Origin of the sequence: Achromobacter xylosoxidans, from assembly GCF_002192695.1 — a bacterium.
Classification (GTDB): Bacteria; Pseudomonadota; Gammaproteobacteria; order Burkholderiales; family Burkholderiaceae_B; genus Achromobacter; species Achromobacter xylosoxidans_C.
The window spans coordinates 72,767-94,579 of record NZ_MTLG01000011.1; the positions used below are offsets into that span (position 1 = coordinate 72,767).

General features: G+C 68.1%; 18 protein-coding genes and 1 riboswitch. Of the genes, 9 read left to right on the top strand and 9 right to left on the bottom strand.

All coding sequences use genetic code 11. The features are described 5' to 3' along the window. Positions 1-4: 4 nt before the first annotated feature. The 3 genes from mgtA to BRO63_RS02815 all read right to left on the bottom strand — a co-directional run bounded on the left by mgtA (position 5) and on the right by BRO63_RS02815 (position 5,023). A complete protein-coding gene (mgtA, locus tag BRO63_RS02805) occupies positions 5-2,803 on the bottom strand; it encodes a magnesium-translocating P-type ATPase (protein ID WP_088138435.1) in 2,799 nt (932 codons plus the stop codon). 421 nt (positions 2,804-3,224) lie between these two features. Further along, positions 3,225-3,575 carry a hypothetical protein gene (locus BRO63_RS02810; RefSeq protein ID WP_088138436.1) on the bottom strand — a complete coding sequence of 117 codons (351 nt, stop codon included), beginning with the start codon at positions 3,573-3,575 and terminating at the stop codon, positions 3,225-3,227. 443 nt (positions 3,576-4,018) lie between these two features. After that, entirely contained in the window at positions 4,019-5,023 is a 1,005-nt protein-coding gene (locus BRO63_RS02815; RefSeq protein ID WP_088138437.1) for a sodium:calcium antiporter, read from the bottom strand. Positions 5,024-5,075: 52 nt separating this feature from the next. Further along, positions 5,076-5,264: riboswitch (yybP-ykoY riboswitch) on the bottom strand. 128 nt (positions 5,265-5,392) lie between these two features. Here BRO63_RS02815 and BRO63_RS02820 point away from each other — a divergent pair. Continuing rightward, positions 5,393-6,736 (top strand): aminopeptidase P N-terminal domain-containing protein, encoded by a 1,344-nt coding sequence (locus BRO63_RS02820; protein WP_088138438.1) that lies wholly within the window; start codon positions 5,393-5,395, stop codon positions 6,734-6,736. A gap of 23 nt (positions 6,737-6,759) precedes the next feature. Here BRO63_RS02820 and BRO63_RS02825 read toward each other — a convergent pair whose 3' ends face one another. Then, positions 6,760-7,224, bottom strand: a complete 465-nt coding sequence (locus BRO63_RS02825; RefSeq protein WP_088138439.1) for a hypothetical protein — start codon at positions 7,222-7,224, stop codon at positions 6,760-6,762. A gap of 79 nt (positions 7,225-7,303) precedes the next feature. Here BRO63_RS02825 and BRO63_RS02830 point away from each other — a divergent pair, with 79 nt between their 5' ends. The 6 genes from BRO63_RS02830 (at position 7,304) to ruvA (ending at position 12,831) form a co-directional block, all read left to right on the top strand. Beyond that, positions 7,304-8,473 carry a UbiH/UbiF/VisC/COQ6 family ubiquinone biosynthesis hydroxylase gene (locus BRO63_RS02830; RefSeq protein WP_088138440.1) on the top strand — a complete coding sequence of 390 codons (1,170 nt, stop codon included), beginning with the start codon at positions 7,304-7,306 and terminating at the stop codon, positions 8,471-8,473. A gap of 116 nt (positions 8,474-8,589) precedes the next feature. Further along, a complete protein-coding gene (gene dusB / locus BRO63_RS02835; protein ID WP_179215029.1) occupies positions 8,590-9,615 on the top strand; it encodes a tRNA dihydrouridine synthase DusB in 1,026 nt (341 codons plus the stop codon). Positions 9,616-9,651: 36 nt separating this feature from the next. Further along, complete coding sequence (locus tag BRO63_RS02840; RefSeq protein WP_006217670.1) at positions 9,652-9,891, top strand: helix-turn-helix domain-containing protein; 240 nt, start codon at positions 9,652-9,654, stop codon at positions 9,889-9,891. A 104-nt stretch (positions 9,892-9,995) separates the two neighbouring features. After that, positions 9,996-11,585 carry a bifunctional phosphoribosylaminoimidazolecarboxamide formyltransferase/IMP cyclohydrolase gene (gene purH, locus BRO63_RS02845; RefSeq protein ID WP_088138442.1) on the top strand — a complete coding sequence of 530 codons (1,590 nt, stop codon included), beginning with the start codon at positions 9,996-9,998 and terminating at the stop codon, positions 11,583-11,585. Next, positions 11,585-12,133: a crossover junction endodeoxyribonuclease RuvC gene (ruvC, locus tag BRO63_RS02850; RefSeq protein WP_088138443.1), complete on the top strand. Its 549-nt coding sequence runs from the start codon at positions 11,585-11,587 to the stop codon at positions 12,131-12,133. Before purH ends, ruvC begins: the two co-directional genes overlap by 1 nt. 125 nt (positions 12,134-12,258) lie before the next feature. Next, positions 12,259-12,831, top strand: a complete 573-nt coding sequence (ruvA, locus tag BRO63_RS02855) for a Holliday junction branch migration protein RuvA (RefSeq protein ID WP_013391723.1) — start codon at positions 12,259-12,261, stop codon at positions 12,829-12,831. A gap of 7 nt (positions 12,832-12,838) precedes the next feature. On the opposite strand, the gene BRO63_RS02860 is transcribed toward ruvA, so the two are convergent. The 5 genes from BRO63_RS02860 to BRO63_RS02880 form a co-directional block, all read right to left on the bottom strand. Beyond that, on the bottom strand, positions 12,839-13,747 hold the full coding sequence (locus BRO63_RS02860; protein WP_088138444.1) for a complex I NDUFA9 subunit family protein: 909 nt from the start codon (positions 13,745-13,747) through the stop codon (positions 12,839-12,841). Positions 13,748-13,849: 102 nt separating this feature from the next. Continuing rightward, positions 13,850-14,815, bottom strand: coding sequence for a threo-3-hydroxy-L-aspartate ammonia-lyase (locus tag BRO63_RS02865; RefSeq protein ID WP_088138445.1), 966 nt, complete (start codon positions 14,813-14,815; stop codon positions 13,850-13,852). Between the two features lie 123 nt (positions 14,816-14,938). Beyond that, entirely contained in the window at positions 14,939-16,012 is a 1,074-nt protein-coding gene (gene ruvB / locus BRO63_RS02870; RefSeq protein ID WP_088138446.1) for a Holliday junction branch migration DNA helicase RuvB, read from the bottom strand. Positions 16,013-16,100: 88 nt separating this feature from the next. Continuing rightward, positions 16,101-17,663: a sensor histidine kinase gene (locus tag BRO63_RS02875; RefSeq protein WP_088138447.1), complete on the bottom strand. Its 1,563-nt coding sequence runs from the start codon at positions 17,661-17,663 to the stop codon at positions 16,101-16,103. Further along, positions 17,663-18,364 carry a response regulator gene (locus BRO63_RS02880; protein ID WP_054457345.1) on the bottom strand — a complete coding sequence of 234 codons (702 nt, stop codon included), beginning with the start codon at positions 18,362-18,364 and terminating at the stop codon, positions 17,663-17,665. The genes BRO63_RS02875 and BRO63_RS02880 overlap by 1 nt, the downstream gene beginning before the upstream one ends. A 275-nt stretch (positions 18,365-18,639) precedes the next feature. On the opposite strand from BRO63_RS02880, the gene BRO63_RS02885 reads away from it, so the two are divergent. Beyond that, positions 18,640-19,881 carry a fimbrial protein gene (locus tag BRO63_RS02885; protein WP_256943229.1) on the top strand — a complete coding sequence of 414 codons (1,242 nt, stop codon included), beginning with the start codon at positions 18,640-18,642 and terminating at the stop codon, positions 19,879-19,881. A 93-nt stretch (positions 19,882-19,974) separates the two neighbouring features. Further along, entirely contained in the window at positions 19,975-21,804 is a 1,830-nt protein-coding gene (gene recQ / locus BRO63_RS02890) for a DNA helicase RecQ (protein WP_088138449.1), read from the top strand. Positions 21,805-21,813 lie beyond the last annotated feature (9 nt).

Below are 21,813 nucleotides of genomic sequence, written 5' to 3' on the forward strand. Positions count from 1 at the left end.
CTACTTATTGCCAGCCGTAGCGCCGGACCCAGATTCCCTTCAGCAACTGCGTCAGCGCGCAGTAGGCCAACAGGATGCCGACCAGCCAGGGGAAGTAGCTCCAGGGCAGCGCCTGCAGCTGGAGATACCCGGCCAAGGGCGAGAACGGCAGCAGGAGCCCCATCGTCACCACCATCAAGGTCATGCCCATCAGCGGCCAGGCGGCGCGGCTTTGCAGGAACGGGATCTTGCGTGTGCGGATCATATGGACGATGAGCGTCTGCGACAACAGGCCTTCGACGAACCAGCCCGACTGGAACAGCGTCTGGTGTTCGGGCGAGTTGGCCTGGAAAACGTACCACATGAGCGCATAGGTAGCGATGTCGAACAAGGAGCTGATCGGACCGAAGAACACCATGAAGCGGCCCAGGCCGTCCGGATCCCATTGCTGGGGCTTCTTCAACAGTTCTTCGTCGACATTGTCGAACGGGATCGCCGTCTGGGAAATGTCGTACATCAAGTTCTGCACCAGCAGATGGATGGGCAGCATGGGCAGGAACGGCAGGAAGGCGCTGGCCACCAGGACCGAGAAGACATTGCCGAAGTTCGAGCTGGCCGTCATCTTCAGGTACTTGAGCATGTTGCAGAAGGTCTTGCGGCCTTCGATGACGCCGTCCTCCAGCACCATCAGGCTCTTTTCCAGCAGGATGATGTCCGCGGCCTCTTTCGAGATATCGACCGCCGAATCCACGGAAATGCCCACGTCCGCCGCCCGCAGGGCCGGTGCATCGTTGATGCCGTCGCCCATGAAGCCCACGGTGTTGCCCTGGTCCCGCAGGCTGCGCACGATGCGTTCCTTGTGGGCCGGCGTCAGGCGGGCGAAGACGTTGGCCTCGCGCACCGCCGCGGCCAGTTGCGCCTCGTCCATCGCCTCGATCTCGGCGCCCAGGTAGACCTTGCGCACCTCGAAATCCACCTCGCGGCAGACCTTCTGCGTCACCAGTTCGACGTCGCCGGTCAGCACCTTCACTTCGATGCCGGAATCCTTAAGCGCCTTCAGCGCGGGGGCGGTCGATTCCTTCGGGGGATCCAGGAAAGCCATGTACCCGACCAGCACCAGGTCGGACTCGTCGGCAACGCCATAGGTTTGCTGGGTGGGCGGCAGTTCCTTGACGCCGACCGCGATCACCCGCAGACCGTCGCGGTTCAGGTCCGCCGTCACCCGGCGGATGTCGGCCCGGCGAGCATCGGTCAGCAAATGCTCTTCGTGGCCCACGCGCAGGCGGGTGCAGACCGCCAGCATCTCTTCCAGCGCGCCCTTGCAGATCAATTCATGGTGCTCGCGGCCGTTCTCGGTCTCGTTGACCACCACCGACATGCGGCGCCGCGAAAAGTCGAAGGGGATCTCGTCGACCTTGCGGTACTTCGCCGCCAGGTCCAGCTTGCGCTCGACCTCGGCGTGCTGCAGCACCGCCACGTCCAGCAGGTTCTTCAAACCGGTCTGGTAGTAGCTGTTGAGATAGGCGTAGGCCAGCACGTCGTCGCTGCTGGCGCCGTAGACGTCGGTGTGGCGCTCCAGCACGATGCGGTCCTGGGTCAGGGTGCCGGTCTTGTCGGTGCACAGCACGTTCATCGCGCCCAGGTTCTGGATCGCGTCCAGCCGCTTGACCACGACCTTGCGGCGCGACATGCGCACGGCGCCCTTGGCCAGCGTGGCCGTGACGATCATGGGCAGCATTTCGGGCGTCAGGCCCACGGCGATGGCCAGCGCGAACAGCAGCGCCTCCATCCAGTCGCCCTTGGTAAAGCCGTTGATCAGCATGACGATGGGCGCCATAACCAGCATGAAACGGATCAGCACCCAGCTCACGCGGTTGATGCCCTGCTGGAACTGGGTCGGCGCGCGGCTGGTCTGTGTGACGCGTCCGGCCAACTGGCCGAAATAGCTGCGCGAGCCGGTGGCCACCACCAGGGCGCTGCCCGAGCCGCTGACCACGTTGGTGCCCATGAACGCCATGTTCTCGAGTTCCAGCGCGTTGGCGGTCTCGGTTCGCTGCGTGGCGTACTTTTCGACGGGCAGCGATTCGCCTGTCAGCGCGGCCTGCGCGATGAACAGATCCTTGGCGTTCAGGATGCGGCAATCGGCGGGAATCATGTCGCCCGCGGACAGCAGCACCACGTCGCCCGGCACCAGGTCCGCCAGCGGCACCTCGATTTGCCGCGAGCCGCTGACATGCAGCGCCACGCCAAAGTAGCGGCGGGCATCGCCTTCGGCATCGGTCGCGGGGTCGCTGCGCAGCACGGTGGCGGTGTTCTGCACCATGGCCTTGAGTGCCTCGGCGGCGCGGTTGGAGCGCCGTTCCTGCGCGAAACGCAGCACGGTGGAGATGAGCACCATGAATCCGATGACGAAGACCGCCTTCCAGGACTGCTCGTCCGGCTCGGCCATGCGCACGTCGGTGAGCCAGGACAGCGTCGCCAGCGCGGTCAGCAGCAGGTTGAACGGATTGCGGTAGGACAGCCAAAGGTGGGAATACCAGGGCAGCGGCTTTTCGTGGTCGACCTCGTTGGCGCCGTAGCGTTCACGCGCGGTCTGCGCCTGGGCCTCCGACAGTCCGCCACGGCTGCTGCCGAACAGGGCGAACAAGGCGCCGAACCCCATGCGCGACAGGTCCAGCGTTTGACGGTTGGCGTGACGCGCGGTATCGGAGGACGCGGCGGCGGCCGTGGCGCCGCGCTCGGGCATGGGCGAGCGGCGGAAGTGTCTGGCGCTATGGCGCAGGCCCGCCGCCGACGTAAAGAAGGACTTGAGAAACTTGAACATCGGAGTGCTCCGGTTGTACGTGTAGTTGTCGGAGACACGGACGACCCTGCCCTCTGCTGCCCGCGCGCAGGCAGCAGCGGTCCGCGGCTTTCGCGCAGAAAGCCGTCAATCCACCGCATACAGGCGTGCGCAGGCACCGGAGCAATGTTGCCGGTATCCGGATCGCATGAAATGCGCCGGGTGCGGAAAACGGAAGGGAGCTAGCGGGGGAATCGGTACCGGCGGCGAAAGCGCACGAAACGTGGGCCAGGCCGGCGATTCTTGGCTGCGGACTCCGTACGGGCCAGGATGACTATCCTGCCTGTCGGCTCGCAGCGAGTGGACAGGTCAGGCAGGCATGCCGGCGCCGCGCACTGGGCGCAATCGAGGCTCGGGGTCTAAGGCACTGGGCATGATCTCTCCTGTGGAAGAAAGGGCGGCCTCAGGCCAGCGCGGCCTGCGTGGCCGGCGTAGTCTGGGTGCCGAAATGCACGTGGCGCACGGCGGGATTGGCGCTCAGGCGGCGCGCCTGCGACATCAGTTCGCCCCGCAGCTCCGGGGGGCAATTGACGGTGATGCAGGCCGACGCCATGCCAGGATCCCGGCCCTGGTCGATCTGCACTTGCGAGACGTCCAGGCCGGCGGCGCTGAAGTCCAGGCAGATCTGCTTGCGCAAGGCGCCCAGCTCGTCGCGCGGACAGATGACCGTCAGGCGCGAAGTGCCGCGGCGGCGGCCCAGGGCGGTGGCGCGGTCCACGCCGGCGCGGCGTAGGAACAAGTCGAAGAAACGCATAACGACCTCCATTGCAAGAATGGGGAGCGTGATCGCGAATACGCGCGCAACCGCGCTGCGCGTGGCGGACAGGCACGAGGAAAACGTGCGCGAACGCTGACGCTGCGGCTGAAGCGGCGGTTCTGGCGGTTTACGTTGGGGAGGTTCCCGGCAAGCCGCTGGCTTGCGCGATTGCCCGGGCTTGCGCCTGGAGCTTGGGATACAACCGCAACCTGTTCAACAGGCTGCGGCAGACGGAGTTCTGCGTGGACCTGTTAAACAGCGACGTCGATGCAAGATCGACAACTTTCGCCGGAATCGGTATTCACGAAGACTGCTCCTGGGATGGATAACGGGCAAGATTTTACGCGGGTTTCCACTTATGGACAAGGCTTTTGGCGCTGAAGCCTGCCTGAATTCGGAAAAAAGCCGCGGGGGGCCGAAGCCCCACGCACCCAGCGCCGTCAAACGTAGAAATGCCAGCCCAGGTAGGCGGCGAACACGGCATACAGGCCGCCCACCGCCGACAACGCCGGCACGCTCATGGCCGAGCGGCGGAAACGCAGCCACAGCAGGCCGATCGACAGCATCGTGAACAGGCCCGCCGCAAGCAAGGGCGCGTCCAGCAGCCAGGGCGTCATGAAGATGCCCAGCGCGCTGGGGATGGTCGCCTGGATCATCATGGCGCCCGAGATGTTGGCCAGCGCCAGCCGTTCCTTGCCCTGACGCACCCAGATCAGCGCGTTCATGATTTCCGGCAGCTCGGTCGCCACCGGGGCCAGCAACAGGGCGGCCACATGGGGCGATGCGCCCATGGCCACGCCCAGCAGCTCGATCTGGTTCACGAACACATGCGATGCCCCGGCGATCACGACCAGGGCCATCACCGTCTGCGTGACCGCCCAGAACATGCTCGGGTCCTGGTCGCGCGGGCGCAGCTTCAGCGGCTCCAGATCCTCGCTGTCCAGGCTCGCCTCGTCGTTGCTGAGCTCGCGCTTGACGTAAAGGCCGTAGGTGGCAAGGAACAGGATGCCCAGCCAGGGCTTCCAGGCAAAGGCCAGCAGGCCCAGCCCCACCTTGAAGAGGAAGATGCCCATGAACCAGGCCTGGTCGCGGGCCAGCCGGCGCTGGTCCGCGTTGATACAGTCCGCCTGCGTGGCCCGTCCCCGGCGCGCGCGCCACAGGGCCAGGCCCACCACCGCATAGGCCAGCGTGGCCAGCACCAGCGGGCCGCCCATGGCGGCGCCCACGCCTATGTCTTTTTGCTCGGGGGTTTCGCCGAACACGACGGCCATGAAGGTCACGGCGCTTTCCGGCAGGGCCGTGCCGAACGCGGCGAGCACGGTGCCGGTGGCGGTGGCGCCCAACTGGAAGCGATGGCCGACCCACTCGACGCCGTTCACGAAGAACTCGCAGGCGAAGTAGATCACTGCCGCTGACAGGAAAAACAGGAACAGGGTGAGAAACATATAGGCGAGCCGGACGAGCAGAAACCAATTGGCGCGACGTCGCGGCTCGCCCGGCTGGGGTGAACGCAACGCGGCCAAAGGTCTCGCCTGGCTGATCCATGCGGCGGGTGCCGCCGTGCATGGATACCGCTACTAGCGCCATGGAGTCCTAGCGGCTGCTACGCAGCGCTGAACCACCAAGTCTGTTGACGCTAGCTCCTTTGCGGGGACAAAGGATGGCTACTCCCCAATGACAGAGCGGCGATTGTAGCAGCTTGCCCCGCGCGGTCCAGCGAATTCCGCGAGCCCTGCATGGGGTGTCGTATCCCGGGGATGGCGGGTAAAGTAAACGGCATCATCACCTTGCCGGGGTTCGCGCCCCAATCCGCCATGAGCCTGCCTCCCGACGACATCGCCCCTTACGCCGCGCGGCGCCAACGCCTGATGGCGCATATGCGGGCCGAAGGCGGCGGCATCGCCATACTGGCCACCGCCCCGGAGGCCACGCGCAACCGTGACGCGGAATATCCCTACCGGCACGACAGCGACTTCTTCTACCTGACCGGATTCACCGAACCCGGCGCCTGGCTGGTGCTGATCGCGGGCGCAACCGACCGCGCCCTGCTCTTCTGCCGTCCGCGCCATATCGAACATGAAATCTGGGAGGGCAAGCGTTTCGGCCCCGAGGCGGCCGCGGCGCATTTCGGTTTCGACGACGCCCATCCGCTCGATGCGCTGGACGAACTGATGCCCGCGCTGCTGCAGGACCACGCCACCTTGTACGCCCCCCTGGCTGGCGACAAGCGCCACGACGGCCGCCTGCATCGCTGGCTGGCCGCGGCCCGCGAAGCCAGCCGCGGCGGCCATGCGCCGCCCGCGCGCCAACAGGACATCCGGCCGCTGCTGGCCGAGATGCGGCTGATCAAGGACGCCACGGAAATCGCCGCGATGCGGCGCGCGGCCAAGATCTCGGCCGGCGCCCACGTGCGCGCCATGCGCATCGCCCGCCCCGGCATGCACGAGTACGAAATCGAGGCCGAACTGCTGTACGAATTCCGCCGCCACGGCGCGCAATCGGTGGCCTACAACAGCATCGTGGCCGCCGGCGCCAATGCCTGCGTGCTGCACTATCCGGCTGGCGAAGCCGTCCTGCGTGACGGCGACCTGGTGCTGATCGACGCGGGCTGCGAGGTCGACAGCTACGCCAGCGACATCACCCGGACCTTTCCCGTGAACGGCCGCTACAGCGGTCCGCAGCGCGCGCTGTACGACCTGACGGTGGCAGCCCAGGATGCCGCCGCCCAGGCCACGGCGCCCGGCCGCGGCTTCAACGACGGACACCAGGCTGCCCTGCGCGTCCTGGCGCAGGGCATGCTGGACCTGAAGCTCCTGAAGGGTTCGCTGGACGGCGTGCTGGAATCCGGCGACTACAGCCGCTTCTACATGCACCGCACCGGCCACTGGCTGGGCCTGGACGTGCATGACGTGGGCGACTACCGCCAGCCCGGTCCGGCCCACGGCGCCGAGCGGCCCTGGCGCAAGCTGGAGGCGGGCATGATGCTGACGATCGAACCCGGCATCTACGTGCGGCCCGCCGACGACGTGCCCGAAGCCTACTGGAACATCGGCATCCGTACCGAAGACGACGCGCTGGTGACGGACGAAGGCTGCGAACTCATCACCCGCGGCGTGCCGGTGCAGGCCGGTGAAATCGAAGCGCTGATGCGCGAATAGACTGGCGGCGCGCCAGGTCCGCGCTAGAAGACGTAGCCGTCCAGCCAGCCCATGGCGATCCAGGTGTAGACCACCACCATGGCGATGGCGAACATGGACACGATGGCGCCGACCAGGCAGGCCAGGATCGCGACCAGCACCGGTCCCCAGCCGGTCTGGGTCGGCCGGCCCAGGCCGTCGTTGTAGAGGCGGTCGAACTTCTCGTCCGGCATCAGCGAGAACACCGCGCTCTCGATGAACCCGTCGACCATGGGAATGAACACCAGGAAGAAGGCGGGGTTGTCGTACCAGACGGGGTAGAAGCTGACAGCGCAGAACAGGCTGGCCAGCGTGTACGCGGTCACCAGCCAGGCGTGGCGGCGGCCCAGATACCACCAATGCGCCCCCACCGCGCCGAACAGGCAGGCCAGCAGTCCGACCGCGACCTTGCCGCGCGGACGGCGGGCGGGAACGGCGGACAAGGGGGATGAGGCCTGGAGCTGCGTCATGTCGATCGACCGGAAAGGGGACCACGGCGCCAAGACGCGCCGGCTGCTGCGGATTGTAGTGGACGGGTAAAATCCGGTCATGACTTCATCCGCCTTCGACATAGCGATTCTAGGCGCGGGCCCGGTGGGCCGCGTGCTGGCCCTGATGTTGGCCCGCGTGGCGCCCGACCCCGCGCGCATCGCGCTGCTTGCCGGCAGCGCGCCCGCCCCGGTCGCGCCATCGGCGGCGGCGCCCGCCTCGGACCCCCGCGTGCTGGCCATGAACCACGGCAGCCGCGTGCTGCTGGAATCGCTGCATGCCTGGCCCGAACGGTCGGCCGACATCCGCAACATCCATGTGTCGCAGCGCGGCCGGCTGGGCCGCACCCTGATCCAGAACACCGATTTCGGCGTGCCGCAGCTGGGCAGCGTGGTCGGCTATTCCGGCCTGCACGCCAAGCTGGACGAATGCGTGGCCGCTTGCGGCGTCACCGTGCTGCAAGGCCCGCCTGCCCGGATCGGCATGCAGGACGCGGACGGCGTGCGCGTCGAACAAGGCGACACGACGCTGCTGTGCCGGGTCGCGGTGCAATCCGACGGCGCGGGCGCAACCGACCTGCGCCGCGACTATGACCAACATGCGGTGCTGACCACGGCGCACGCCACCCTGCCCCGCCGCGGCTGGGCCTGGGAACGCTTCACCGCCGAAGGCCCGCTGGCGCTGCTGCCACACCCGCAGACCCCGGACGCCTATTCCGTCGTCTGGTGCAGCGCCCCCGAGCGCGCCGCCGAACTGGCGGCGCTGGACAACGCCGCGTTTTCGCGGGCGCTGTCGGTAGCCTTCGGCGACCGCCTGGGACGGCTTTCCAGCCAGGCGCCGCGGCATGTCTTCCCATTGGCGCTCAGCGCCCGCCGCGCCCAGGTGCACGGCCGCGTGGCGGCCATCGGCAATGCCGCGCAGACCCTGCATCCGGTCGCCGGCCAGGGCCTGAACCTGGGCCTGCGCGACGCCGCCCGCCTGGCCCAGACCTTGGCTGGCTGGCTGGCGCATCCCGAGGTCAATCCCGGTTCCGCGCTGGCGGAATTCGCCAGGGCGCGCCACGTGGACCGCTTCATCACCGCCGGCCTGACCGACCTGATGCCCCGCATCTTCTCGACCGGCCTGGCGCCGGTGGAACACGCTTGCGGCCTGGCCTTGTTGGGAATGGATCTGGCCTCCCCGCTGCGAGCCCCGCTGGCGCAGCATCTGCTGCAAGGTTTCCGCGCCTGAATTCCTCCCCCATCCGCCCCCGATAACGGGGCGGATTGTCTGCTTTCGCCTTCCTTTGTTACGAATTGTTCTCCAGGTGACAAAGGGGGAGCGATCGACCCGGTTAAAATGTGAGCATGCGCATAGGTCAATGGACCCTACCCAACAACGTGCTGGTCGCGCCCATGGCGGGCGTGACGGACCGTCCTTTCCGCCAGCTTTGCAAGAAGCTTGGGGCGGGCTATGCCGTGTCGGAAATGGCCGCGAGCAACCCCAAGCTGTGGGATAGCGTCAAGACTTCCCGGCGCCTGAACCACGACGGCGAGATCGCCCCCATTTCGGTACAGATCGCGGGCGCCGACCCCGCCATGATGGCGGAAGCGGCGGTGTTCAACGCCAGCAAGGGCGCCCGGATCATCGACATCAACATGGGCTGCCCGGTGAAGAAGGTCTGCAACGTGGCCTCCGGGTCGGCGCTCTTGCGCCACGAAGACCAGATCGCCCGCATCCTGGACGCAGTGGTGGCCGCCTGCGCGCCCCTGGACGTGCCGGTGACCCTGAAGACCCGCACCGGCTGGGACCGCGAAAGCCGCAATGCCCTGCGGGTGGCGAAAATGGCGGAAAACGCCGGCATCGCCGCCCTGACCCTGCACGGGCGCACCCGCGCCGACCTCTATACGGGCGAGGCGGAATATGACACTATCCGCGCCGTCAAGGCCGAGCTGAAAATCCCCGTTGTCGCCAACGGAGATATCACCACTCCCGAAAAAGCCAGGCACGTCCTGGATTACACTGGCGCCGATGCGGTCATGATCGGGCGGGCGGCCCAAGGCCGTCCCTGGATTTTCCGCGAAATCGACCACTACCTGCGCACGGGCGAAACACTGGCCCCTCCCTCCTATGGGGAAATGCGCGAGCTGCTGCTCGAACATCTCGACGACCACTATCGGTTCTATGGCGAGCACACCGGCGTACGCACGGCGCGCAAGCACATAGGCTGGTATCTGGACGGCCTGCCGGGGGCGGATTCGTTCTGCGCCCGCATGAATCTGATCGACAACACCCGCGACCAGTGGCGGGCCGTGTCGGACTGGTTCGACCTCATCTCGCGCGACGGCGGATCCCATCCGGCGCCGGTCGCAGAAGCCCTGCTGGCGGCATAACCGCCTCAACACCAACATAAAAATATCTGTACTCAAATGAGCAAGAAAGATGTCCTGGAAGAATGCGTGCGCGCCAGCCTGGAGCGCTATTTCGAAGACTTGGGTGAATCCGAGCCTCACGACATGTGGGACATGGTGATGCGCTGCGTGGAGCGCCCGGTACTCGAAGTGGCGTTGGAACGGTCGGGCGGCAACCAGTCGCGGGCATCCGAAATGCTGGGCATCACCCGCAACACCCTGCGCAAGAAGTTGCTGGCGCACAATATCCAGGTATAGCTTTCGCGCGCGGGCGGCAGGCGCATCGCGCCGCCCGCTCCCCCCCAGATTTCCCATCCGACCTGAACGAGGAAGGCGTTACCGCCCCACTCCCGTCCCTCACCATGAAAATCGAAACCGCCCTGCTTTCGGTGTCCGACAAGACCGGCATCGTTGAATTTGCCCGCGCCCTGGCCACGCGTGGCGTGCGCCTGCTGTCCACCGGCGGCACCGCCAAGCTGCTGGCCGACTCCGGCCTGACCGTCACCGAAGTGGCGGCCCACACGGGCTCGCCCGAAATTCTCGATGGCCGCGTCAAGACGCTGCACCCGAAGATCCACGGCGGCCTGCTGGCGCGCCGCGACAGCGCCGAACACATGGACACCATCAAGGCGGCGGGCATCGACCGCATCGACATGCTGGTGGTCAACCTGTACCCGTTCCGCGAAACCGTGGCCAAGCCGGACTGCACCTTCGCCGACGCCGTCGAGAACATCGACATCGGCGGCCCGGCCATGCTGCGCGCGGCGGCCAAGAACCACGGCACCGAAGCCGGCGGCGTGACCGTGGTGATCGACCCCGTCGACTACTCGCGCGTGCTGGCCGAAATGGACAAGGGCGGCAACACCTCCTACGGCCTGCGCCTGGCGCTGGCCTCCAAGGTCTACGCCCACACCGCCGCCTACGACGGCGCCATCGCCGCCTACCTGACCAGCCTGGCCGACGCCGAGCCCAAGCAGGAAGCCGTGCCTGCCCGCAACGAATGGCCCGGCACGCTGACCCTGCAGGTCAAGCAGGAACAGGCCCTGCGCTACGGCGAGAACCCGCACCAGACCGCCGCCTTCTACGTCGACGCGCAGCGTCCGGCCGGCCTGCTGGGCAACTACCGCCAGCTGCAAGGCAAGGAACTTTCCTACAACAACATCGCGGACGCCGACGCCGCCTGGGAATGCGCCCGCAGCTTCGAAGCGCCCGCCTGCGTCATCGTCAAGCACGCCAACCCCTGCGGCGTGGCGGTCGCGGCCGACACGCTGGGCGCCTACCAGCAGGCCTTCAAGACCGACCCGACCTCGGCCTTCGGCGGCATCATCGCCTTCAACCGTCCGGTCGACGCCGCCACGGCCGAAGCCGTGAGCGCGCAGTTCCTGGAAGTGCTGCTGGCCCCCGCCTATGACGGCGCCGCGCTGGCCATCCTGGCCGCCAAGAAGAACGTGCGCGTGCTGGAAGTGCCGATGGGCACGGGCCAGAACGCCTTCGACATCAAACGCGTGGGCGGCGGCTGGCTGGTGCAGAGCCCGGACGCCTACAACGTGCCGCGCGACGCGCTCAAGGTGGTCAGCAAGCGCCAGCCCACCGAGGCCGAAATGAATGACCTGGCATTCGCCTGGAAGGTCGCCAAGTACGTCAAGTCCAACGCCATCGTGTTCGTGGGCGGCGGCATGACCCTGGGCGTGGGCGCCGGCCAGATGAGCCGCATCGACTCGGCCCGCATCGCCTCGATCAAGGCGGAAAACGCCGGCCTGACCCTGAAGGGCTCGGCCGTGGCGTCGGACGCCTTCTTCCCGTTCCGCGATGGCCTGGACGTGGTGGTGGCCGCCGGCGCGACCTGCGTGATCCAGCCGGGCGGCAGCGTGCGCGACGACGAAGTGATTGCCGCGGCCGACGAGCACGGCATCGCCATGGTGCTGACCGGCACCCGCCACTTCCGCCACTGATGCGCGTCCTCGGCATCGATCCCGGCCTGCGCCGCACCGGCTTCGGTGTGATCGATGCCGACGGCCCGCGGCTGCGCTACGTGGCCAGCGGGACCATCGTGGTCCCGCCGGCGCTGGCGCTGGCCGAACGCCTCAAGGTCATCCTGGACAATCTGCGCCAGGTGGCGCGCGACACGCAACCCGATGTGGCCGCGCTTGAAATCATCTTCCTGAATACCAACCCCGCGTCAACCCTGTTGCTGGGCCAGGCGCGCGGCGCCGCGCTGTGCGCGCTGGCCGACAGTTCGCTGGCGGTGCACGAGTACACCGCGCTGCAGATCAAGAAGGCCGTGGTCGGCACCGGCCGCGCCGCCAAGGAGCAGGTGCAGATGATGGTGCAGCACCTGCTGGCGCTGGACGGCGCGCCCGCGCCCGACTCGGCCGACGCGCTGGCCTGCGCGATCTGCCATGCCCATGCCGGGCCCATGCAGGACAAGCTCGAGCGCCTGGGCGCGTCCCTGCGCATGAGCGGCAAGACCCGCATCCGCAACGGCCGCCTGATCGGCTGAAACCCTGATTCGCCGCGGTTTGCCGCGCAGCGGAGCAGGTTCCCGCCGATTGCGCGCCCGCGCGTATAGAATCCCCGCATCCGCCGCGCATTCAGCGGCCTCACCATTGCCAGGCCACCATCACCATGATCGGACGCATCACCGGAACCCTGATCGAGAAACTCCCGCCCACCATCTGCGTGGACGTGGGCGGTCTGGGCTATGACATCGACGTGCCCATGAGCACGCTGTACTCGCTGCCCGACACGGGCGCCCGCGTCACGCTCTACACGCACCTGACGGTGCGCGAAGACGCCCACATCCTGTATGGCTTCGCCTCGGCCGGCGAACGCAGCGCATTCCGCGAACTGATCAAGGTCAGCGGCATCGGCGCGCGCACCGCGCTGTCGGTGCTGTCGGGGCTGTCGGTGGCGGACCTGGCGCAGGCCATTACGCTGCAGGAATCGGGCCGCCTCACGCGCGTGCCCGGCATCGGCAAGAAGACCGCCGAGCGCCTGCTGCTGGAAATGCGCGGCAAGCTGGGCGCGGACATCGGCGCCTCGCCGCACGCGGCGCCCGACAACCAGTCGGACATCCTGAACGCGCTGCTGGCGCTGGGCTACTCAGAGAAGGAATCGCTGTCGGCGCTGAAGACCCTGCCAGAAGGCGTGGGCGTGTCCGACGGCATCAAGCAGGCCTTGAAGGCGCTGGTGCGCTGAGCCAGGCTTACAGGTAGCGCGGCGCCACGGCTTCCAGGCCGGTCGGCACCACATGCAGTTCGGGCGCTATCGGTCCGGTACAGATGTTGTCGCGGCGCAGGGAATCCAGGTTGTCGCGCGACATCAGCGGCGTGCCGGGCAGGCATTCGAACAGCCGGGCCTGCATGCGGCCCACGCCCATCGGCATGCTGACGACCGGGCGGGGATGGCCGCCCCAGGCGGCGCACAGCCGGGCGATCTCGCCCAGCGTGTAGACCTGGGGGCCGCCCAGTTCGTAGGTCTTGCCGCAGGTATGCGTATTGCCCAGCGCCGACACGATGGCGGCGACCACATCGCCCACATAGACCGGCTGCATGCGCACGTGCGCGCCCGCCAGCGGCAGCGCCGGCAGCCAGCGCGCCAGGCCGGCGAACATATTGGTGAATTTGTCGTCGGGGCCGAAGACCACCGAAGGCCGGAAGATGGTCCAGCCGCCGTCCTGCCAGCTCTGCAATTCCTGCTTGATGGCGGCTTCGCCGTCGCCCTTGGAGCGCTGGTACATGCTGTCGCCATTGGAATCGGCGCCCAGCGCGCTGACGTGCAGCAAGCGGCGCACACCCTGCCGGCGGCATGCTTGCGCGATGCGCTGCGGCAGCAGCACGTGCGCCCGCGCAAAGGCCGAGCCATAGGGCCGGCCGGCGTTGCCGTGCAGGATGCCGACCAGGTTGACGACCGCGTCGCAACCTTGCGCCAGGCTGTCCAGCGTGGCGTCGTCATGCACGTCGCATTCGAGCAGGGTAACGGTGGGGAGAATCTGCAGGTCGCGCCCGCGGCTGTAGAGCCGGGTGGGCACGACGATCTGATGTTGATCCGCGGAAAGCCGCGCTACCAGATGACGGCCGATGAAACCGGTGCCGCCGATGACAAGGATACGCATGTCGCAGCCCCTGTTCGTCAGGATTCAGTCCCGATTCTGCCTTGCACACGCGACAACCGCAAGCGCGCATCGGCGGCCCCGGAATGGGACCGCCCGCCGGTATCAGGCCGCCAGCAGCTTGGCGTAGACCGGAAGATCGACGTTGCCGCCGCTGATGATGACGCCGACCCGCGCGCCACGCACCGGCACCACGTTCTGCATGACGGCGGCCGCGCCCAGGCAGCCGGTGGGTTCGACCACCATCTTCATCCGTTCAGCGAAGAAACGCATGGTGGTGACCAACTGTTCGTCGGTCACCGTGACGATGTCGCGCACATGCTTCTGGATGAGCGGGAAGGTCAGGTTGCCCAGATGCGTCGTGGCGGCGCCGTCGGCCAGGGTCTTGGGCGCAGGAATTCGGACGATTTCACCCTTGCGCAAGGACTGCTGGCCGTCGTTGCCCGCCTCGGGCTCGACGCCGTAGACCAGGCAGCGCGGGCTCAGCGCGTAGGCGGACAGCGCCGATCCCGACAGCAGGCCGCCGCCGCCCAGGCAGACGAACAGGTAGTCCAGTTCGCCCACTTCCTCGAACAACTCCTTGGCGGCTGTACCCTGGCCGGCGATCACATCTTCGTGATCGTAGGGCGGGATCAGGGTGGCGCCGGTTTCCGCCTGGATGCGGCGGGCGATCGCTTCGCGGTCCTCGGTGTAGCGGTCATAGGTGACGATCTTGCCGCCGTAGCCCTCGGTGGCCGCGCGCTTGGCGGCCGGCGCGTCCAGCGGCATGATGATGGTGGCCTGCACGCCCTGCAACTTGGAGGCCAGGGCGATGGCCTGCGCATGGTTGCCCGACGAGAACGTCACCACGCCCGCGGCGCGCTGTTCAGGCGTCAGGCGCGCAATGGCGTTGTAGCCGCCGCGGAACTTGAAGGCGCCCATGCGCTGGAAGTTCTCGCACTTGAAGAAGACCGACGCGCCGCTGATCGCGTCGGCGGTGGCCGAGGTCAGTACGGGCGTGCGGTGCGCGTTGCCGGCCAGGCGCTCGCTGGCGCGCACGACATCATCATAGGTGGGCAATTCGGGCTGCATGGGATGGGGGTCCTTTGATCGCGAAGGGAAATCAAAACCTTCGGATGATAAACCCGTAGCGCAGTCCCGGCGCCGATTGGGCGCCGTTCGACGCTCGCACCCTGTCCGATCGAGGCCCGTCGCCTACTTGCCGAAGAGGTCGCCAGAGCCCGTCGTGGTGCCAGCCGGCGGGGTCAGCCCCAGATGGCGCCAGGTAGTCAGCGTGGCGGTGCGGCCGCGCGGCGTGCGCTGCAGATAGCCGTGCTGGATCAGATAGGGCTCGATCACGTCCTCGATCGTGTCGCGCTCTTCGCCGATGGCGGCGGCCAGGCTGTCCACGCCGACGGGGCCGCCGTCGAACTTGTGGATGATGGCCTCGAGCAGCTTGCGGTCCATCAGGTCCAGGCCCTGCGGGTCCACCTCCAGCATGGCCAGCGCGCGGCCGGCGACCTCGGCGTCGATGGTGCCGCCGGCCTTGACCTCGGCGTAGTCGCGCACCCGGCGCAGCAGCCGGTTGGCGATGCGCGGCGTGCCGCGGGCGCGGCGCGCGACTTCCGCCGCGCCGTCGGGCGTGATGCCGGCGTTCAGAAGTCCGGCGCTGCGCGTGACGATGTGGCCGAGATCGGCGGCGTTGTAGAACTCCAGCCGCGACACGATGCCGAAGCGGTCGCGCAAGGGGTTGGTCAGCATGCCGGCGCGGGTGGTGGCGCCGACCAGGGTAAAGGGCTGCAGGTCCAGCTTCACGCTGCGCGCGGCGGGGCCTTCGCCGATCAGGATGTCGATCTGGAAATCCTCCAGCGCCGGATAGAGGATTTCCTCGACCACGGGCGACAGGCGGTGGATTTCGTCGATGAACAGGACGTCGTTCTTTTCCAGGTTGGTCAGGAGCGCCGCCAGGTCGCCCGGGCGTTCCAGCACCGGGCCGGAGGTCTGGCGCAGCTGCACACCCATTTCATGCGCAATGATGTGGGCCAGCGTGGTCTTGCCCAGCCCTGGGGGGCCGAACAGCAGCACGTGGTCCAGGGCTTCGCCGCGCTTCCTGGCCGCGGCGATGAAGATCTCCAGCTGTTCGCGGGCGCGGTGCTGGCCGACATACTCCTGCAACGCCTTGGGCCGCAGGGCGCGTTCGATCGACTCCTCGTTGGGCGACACCGGCTGCGGCGCCACGATACGGGGGGCGTCGGGACGGGAGGAAAGCGAATCGGACTGGATGGCCATGGTGCGGAAACAACAAAGTACTGAGCAGGATGCATCGTACCGTAGGGCGGCCCGCCCTGGGGGGCGGCCCGCCTGCGCGGACGGCGTCCTAGGGCGTTTCGGACAGCGGCAGCCTGACCCGCACGCACAATCCGCCCGACTCCGCTTCCAGCAGCTCCAGCGAGCCGCCATGGGCGCGGGCGATGGCCTCGGCCAGCGCCAGGCCCAGGCCCACGCTGCCGGTGCGCGTGCGGGCGTCGTCCAGGCGGCTGAACGGGCGCAGCGCCTCCTGGCGCCGTTCCGGCACGATGCCGGAACCGTGGTCGGCCACGTCCAGCACCGCGTGGCGGCCCTCGTGCCGCAGGCTGACCTCGACCGGCGGCGCGCCATGGTTCAGCGCATTGCCGATCAGGTTGTCCAGCAGCCGGCCCAGCGCCACGGCGTCCGCCTGCACCACCAGGGTGGCGACGTCGTCGCCGGCGCGCAGGCTGATGTCGGTGCCGGCGCCCTGCCAGGCGCCCACGCGCTCGGTCAGCCAATCGGACAGGAGCATCGAAGCGTAGCGGTAGGCCGCCGGGTCGGTGCCGCGCACGAAGCCGATGAACTGGTCCACCATGTGCTGCATGTCCTGCAGGTCCGCGCGCAGCCCTTCCTTCAGCTTGGAATCGTCGGCCAGCTCGATGCGCAGCCACATCCGCGACAAGGGGCCTTTCAGGTCGTGCGGCAGGCCCGACAACAGGGTGCGGCGCACCGAATCGGATTCGGACAGCGCATCCAGCATGGCGTTGAAGCGCATGCCCAGCACCCGCGTTTCATGCGGGCCCGAGGGCTCGACCCGTTGCGGCTGCCCTGCCGCCAGCCGGTCGGCGGCATCGGCCAGCCGGGTGATCGGACGCGTGATGTGCCACGAGAATCCCACCGCCAGCAACAGCAGCAGCCCCAGGCCGCCCAGCCAGGCGGCGATGAACGGCGTGGCCACCGGCGGATCCAGGCGGTCCAGCGGAATGACCAGCCATTCGCGCAGGCGCGGTGCGTCCTCGCTGGCGGGGTTGGGCGCCAGGGAAATGAAGATTTCCGGCGTGGGCCCGCGCGACAGCGCCACGCGCGTGCCGTCGTTCAGGCGTTCATTGAGCTGTTGCACCAGCACCCGCAGGTCGCGGCGGATGTCGTCCGGCTCGGGCTGGTAGCGGCGGTTGTGTTCCTCGCGGTCGCGCGCGCGCTCGCCTTCCCGCGCGCTGGCGCGTTCATCGCCATGCTCTTCGTCGCGCACTTCCGGGGGCGGCGGCGCCGGCGGGCCGTGTATCTGCGCGTCCGCGAGCGGGGGAGGCGGCGGCGGCGGCTTCGGAGCCGCCTTCGGCGGCGGACGGCGGCCATTGAAGCGCTGCAGCTTGGCCTCGGCGGGCAGCACCCGCGACCACAGCCGCCACTGGTTCTGCGAGGCCGTGCGCACGAAGTCGGCGCGTTCCTCCGCCGGCACCTGCGACACCGCGGCGCGCAAGGTGCGGATGGTGGTGACGATATAGCCGATGGCCACGTCTTCCATGAACTTGTGCCGGAAGTACGACACCGTCACCAACGTGGCCGCCTGCGTCAGCAGGACCGAGCCCAGGATCAGCAGGATCAGCCTTGCCCGCAGCGAGCGCGGCACCAGGAAGCCAGGAGAAAAGCGCATCAGGGCGAGAACCGGTAGCCGATGCCCCAGACGGTCTGGATCCAGCGCGGCTGCTTGGGATCGTCTTCGATGACCCGGCGCAGCCGCAGGATGGCGATGTCGATGGCGCGGTCGTTGCGCTCGCCGGCGTCGTCGTCGCGCGCCAGCGCCAGCAGGCGTTCGCGCGACAACGGCTTGCCCGCGTTGCGCACCAGCGCTTCCAGCAAATTGATCTCGCCGCCGGTCAGCTTGACCACGGTGCCTTCACGCGACAGCTGGCGGGTGGAGGGATCGAACACGAAGGGGCCGAACGAGACCGGCGCGTCCTTGGTCAGCGCCGAGGGGCCGCGCTTGCGGCGCAGCACCGCCTCGATGCGGGCCAGCAGCTCGCGCGGATCGAAGGGCTTGCCGACGTAGTCGTCGGCGCCGGCCTCCAGGCCGATGATGCGGTCAACGGCCTCGTCGCGCGCCGTCAGCAGGATGACGGGAATGTCCTCGCCCTGCTCGCGCAGGCGGCGGCAGGCGTCCGCGCCGTCGCCGCCGGGCAGCATGCGGTCCAGCACCAGCAGGTCGGGCGCGTAGCGGGTGATGCGGGACGACAGATCCGTGGCGTCCGGCGCCAGCAGGGTGTCGTAGCCATGCCGGTTCAGGTAGTCGGCCAGCAATTGCCGTAAGGCGGGATCGTCGTCGACGACCAGCAGCTTGGTGTGGGGATTGTCCATGGATGCATAGTGCGGCCCTCTGCCACAAGCCGCAAGAGGCGGGAAATCAACTGAAATATACCTGTTGCACGATGTTGGACGCGTTTACCAGCGCTTTCCCGCCACGGCGCTGCGCCCGCTGCGGACTGGCCCTAAAATAGACAGGCGCCGCCTTCTGTCCGTTTTGCCAAGAATCGTTTACAGGCAAGGCGCCACCCTCTTTCTACACTGTGTCTATGGTCGCCCCCGCATTCATCTGGCGAAAATCCTTGTTGCGCGCCGCGCTGGCGGCGGCCATGGCATGCCCGCTCGCTCCGGCCCTGGGCGATCCTGTTGCTGCGTCCCCCTATATGCCGCCGGCCTCGGCGCGCGGCATCGGGGTGTTGTCGCCGGTGCAGCCCATCCCCGTGCGCCCCGCCGCTTCCATGGAGTCGCGCGCGGTGCCGTTGGATCCGTCCCCTTGCGACATGCAGACCATGGAACCGGCGCTGGACACCAGCGTGCACGGCGCCGGCGACGCCGACCTGATCCCCGGCACCGGGCTGGCGCTGTCCGGCGACGCGCAGCCCGCGCCGGTGCCGCTGGATTGCGGCGTGCTCACCACGCCCGAGGAACCCGCGCCGGACTATTCGTTCGCGCTCCAGGACGGAGACCTGCCCCGCGTGCCCGTGGTCATGATTTCCGGGGTGTCGCGCGCCTCCCGCCCGTGGTTCGCCTCCGCCAGCAGCCAGGACGGCCTGCGTTACGGCGGCAACCGCAACTGGGTCTACCGCAACGCCACGGGTCCGTCCGTCGCCGTCGGCAACATCGATGCCCGGGCGCCAGCCTGGGGCAGCGGCGCGCCGGTGGGCGGACTGCAAATCTCGAACTGGGCCGGATCCGGCGCCACGGCCCCGGAAGGCAGCTTCGGCTATTCCTCGTCGCTGGGGCGCCTGAACCGCATGGACCCTGCCGCCAGTTCCGGCGCCGTGGACTACGGCGACCCGGTAGGCAGCGGCAGCGTGCGTTACGGCCTCACGTCCGACCTGACGCTCGAAGGCCAGATGCAGAGCGCCCCATCGCTCACCACCCGCGGCATGGGCACCACCTATGCCGCGGGCGAATACGGCACGTTCCGCGCCGGCGCCACGCAAAGTTCGTTCGATGCGGCCAGCGCCTGGCGCTACCGCTTCGACTACAACGTGGCCGTGGCCGACAGCGTCAACCTGGGCTACACCAACGAGCAGGTCGGCGCGGGCTTCGGCGACCTGTCCAGCTACGCGGGCGGCGCAGCCTCGGCGGCGCACACCCGCAACACGCTGTCGGCAGGCGTCCCCATCACCGGCTGGGGCGTGCTCAGCGGCACCTATTCGGGCCTGCGGGAAGGCTCCGAGCTGGCCGAGCAGCGCGTCGGCCTGTCCCACAGCATGTTCGTCGCGCCCAAGGTCAAGCTGGCGGTAGGCGCGGACCGCGACATCATTTCCGGCAACTACGAATGGCGCGCCAACCTCAGCATGCCGGTGGATACCTTCATGCGCGGCACCTGGCTGAGCTGGTAGGCAGGCCGCGGCCAGGACAGAAATCTCCCTCTGGAAAGGGCCAAGCGGAATTGCGGCTTAAAATCCCTGCCATGATGCTTCCGGCCTACCCCCATGTCTGACGCGCGCGCCCTCGGCGTGTTGCAGCGCGTTTTCGGTTACGAATCCTTCCGCGGCGACCAGCAAGCCATTGTCGAACAGGTGATCGACGGCGGCGACGCGCTGGTCCTGATGCCCACGGGCGGCGGCAAGTCGCTCTGTTACCAGATCCCGTCGCTGGTGCGCGAAGGCACCGGCATCGTCGTGTCGCCGCTGATCGCGCTGATGCAGGACCAGGTCGACGCCCTGACCGAACTGGGCGTGCGCGCGGCCTTCCTCAACTCCACCCAGGAATGGCGCGTCGCCCGCGACGTCGAGCAGGCCTTCCTGGCCGGCGAGCTGGACCTGCTGTACGTGGCGCCCGAACGCCTGCTGACCGACCGCTGCCTGCAATTGCTGGAACGCGGCCGCATCGCGCTGTTCGCCATCGACGAGGCCCACTGCGTGTCCCAATGGGGCCACGACTTCCGCCCCGAATACCTGGGCCTGTCGATGCTGCACGAGCGTTGGCCCGACGTGCCGCGCATCGCGCTCACGGCGACCGCCACCGCCGACACGCGCAGCGAGATCGCCCAGCGCCTGTCGCTGGACGATGCGCGCCACTTCGTCTCCAGCTTCGACCGCCCCAATATCCGCTACCGCATCATCGAAAAGAACGAGGTGCGCAAGCAGTTGCTGGACATGATCCAGACCGACCATGAAGGCGAATCCGGCGTGGTGTACTGCCTGTCGCGGGCCCGCGTGGAAGAGACCGCGGAGTTCCTGTGCAACCAGGGCATCGACGCCATGCCCTATCACGCGGGCCTCAGCGCGCAGGTGCGCGCCGCCAACCAGGCGCGCTTCCTGCGCGAGGACGCCGTGGTCATGGTGGCCACCATCGCCTTCGGCATGGGCATCGACAAGCCCGACGTGCGCTTCGTGGCGCACATCGACCTGCCCAAGTCGGTGGAAGGCTATTACCAGGAAACCGGCCGCGCCGGCCGCGACGGCCTGCCGGCCACGGCCTGGTTGGCCTACGGTTTGCAGGACGTGGTGCAGCAGCGCCGCATGATCGACGAATCGCCGGGCGAAGAGTCCTACCGCAGACGCCTGGGCCAGCAGCTGGACGCCATGCTGGGGCTGTGCGAAACCGTGGAATGCCGGCGCGTGCGCCTGCTGGCCTACTTCGGCCAGCAGATCACGGCCTGCGGCAACTGCGACGTCTGCCTGGACCCGCCCCAGGCCTGGGACGGCACGGTCGCGGCGCAAAAGGTGCTGTCCGCCGTCTACCGCCTGTGGAAGGAACGCGGCCAGCGCTACGGCGCCGGCCACATCATCGACATCCTGCGCGGCAAGGTCACCGACCGCACCAAGCAGCACGGCCACGAAACGCTGAGCGTGTTCGGCGTGGGCGCGGACCTGAGCGACACCGCCTGGCGCGGCGTGCTGCGCCAATTGCTGGCGCAAGGCCTGCTGACGGTGGACCACGAAGGCTACGGCACCCTGGCCCTGACCGAAGGCAGCCGCGCCGTGCTCAAGGGCGAACGGCAGCTGATGCTGCGCCGGGAATCCGAAAAAAAACCACGTTCGGGCAAGACCGGCAGCGGCCGCCCCAAGGCGGCGGCCATCGACCTGCCGGCCGAACTGCAACCCGTATTCGAAGCCTTGCGCGCCTGGCGCGGCGAAGTGGCCAAGAGCCACGGCGTGCCGGCCTACGTCATCTTCCACGACGCCACGCTGCGCGAGATCGCGCTGGCCCAGCCCGAATCGATGGACGATCTGAGCCACATCAGCGGCGTGGGCGCGCGCAAGCTGGAAGCCTACGGCGAGGAAATCCTGCAGCGCGTGGCCAGGCCGGTCTTGTAATGGCTGCCC

What these genes read in the sequence shown, in the direction of transcription:
- mgtA (WP_088138435.1), bottom strand. Translation starts at nt 2,803, where the DNA reads ATGTTCAAGTTTCTCAAGTCCTTCTTTACGTCGGCGGCGGGCCTGCGC.
- BRO63_RS02810 (WP_088138436.1), bottom strand. Translation starts at nt 3,575, where the DNA reads ATGCGTTTCTTCGACTTGTTCCTACGCCGCGCCGGCGTGGACCGCGCC.
- BRO63_RS02815 (WP_088138437.1), bottom strand. Translation starts at nt 5,023, where the DNA reads ATGTTTCTCACCCTGTTCCTGTTTTTCCTGTCAGCGGCAGTGATCTAC.
- BRO63_RS02820 (WP_088138438.1), top strand. Translation starts at nt 5,393, where the DNA reads ATGAGCCTGCCTCCCGACGACATCGCCCCTTACGCCGCGCGGCGCCAA.
- BRO63_RS02825 (WP_088138439.1), bottom strand. Translation starts at nt 7,224, where the DNA reads ATGACGCAGCTCCAGGCCTCATCCCCCTTGTCCGCCGTTCCCGCCCGC.
- BRO63_RS02830 (WP_088138440.1), top strand. Translation starts at nt 7,304, where the DNA reads ATGACTTCATCCGCCTTCGACATAGCGATTCTAGGCGCGGGCCCGGTG.
- dusB (WP_179215029.1), top strand. Translation starts at nt 8,590, where the DNA reads ATGCGCATAGGTCAATGGACCCTACCCAACAACGTGCTGGTCGCGCCC.
- BRO63_RS02840 (WP_006217670.1), top strand. Translation starts at nt 9,652, where the DNA reads ATGAGCAAGAAAGATGTCCTGGAAGAATGCGTGCGCGCCAGCCTGGAG.
- purH (WP_088138442.1), top strand. Translation starts at nt 9,996, where the DNA reads ATGAAAATCGAAACCGCCCTGCTTTCGGTGTCCGACAAGACCGGCATC.
- ruvC (WP_088138443.1), top strand. Translation starts at nt 11,585, where the DNA reads ATGCGCGTCCTCGGCATCGATCCCGGCCTGCGCCGCACCGGCTTCGGT.
- ruvA (WP_013391723.1), top strand. Translation starts at nt 12,259, where the DNA reads ATGATCGGACGCATCACCGGAACCCTGATCGAGAAACTCCCGCCCACC.
- BRO63_RS02860 (WP_088138444.1), bottom strand. Translation starts at nt 13,747, where the DNA reads ATGCGTATCCTTGTCATCGGCGGCACCGGTTTCATCGGCCGTCATCTG.
- BRO63_RS02865 (WP_088138445.1), bottom strand. Translation starts at nt 14,815, where the DNA reads ATGCAGCCCGAATTGCCCACCTATGATGATGTCGTGCGCGCCAGCGAG.
- ruvB (WP_088138446.1), bottom strand. Translation starts at nt 16,012, where the DNA reads ATGGCCATCCAGTCCGATTCGCTTTCCTCCCGTCCCGACGCCCCCCGT.
- BRO63_RS02875 (WP_088138447.1), bottom strand. Translation starts at nt 17,663, where the DNA reads ATGCGCTTTTCTCCTGGCTTCCTGGTGCCGCGCTCGCTGCGGGCAAGG.
- BRO63_RS02880 (WP_054457345.1), bottom strand. Translation starts at nt 18,364, where the DNA reads ATGGACAATCCCCACACCAAGCTGCTGGTCGTCGACGACGATCCCGCC.
- BRO63_RS02885 (WP_256943229.1), top strand. Translation starts at nt 18,640, where the DNA reads ATGGCATGCCCGCTCGCTCCGGCCCTGGGCGATCCTGTTGCTGCGTCC.
- recQ (WP_088138449.1), top strand. Translation starts at nt 19,975, where the DNA reads ATGTCTGACGCGCGCGCCCTCGGCGTGTTGCAGCGCGTTTTCGGTTAC.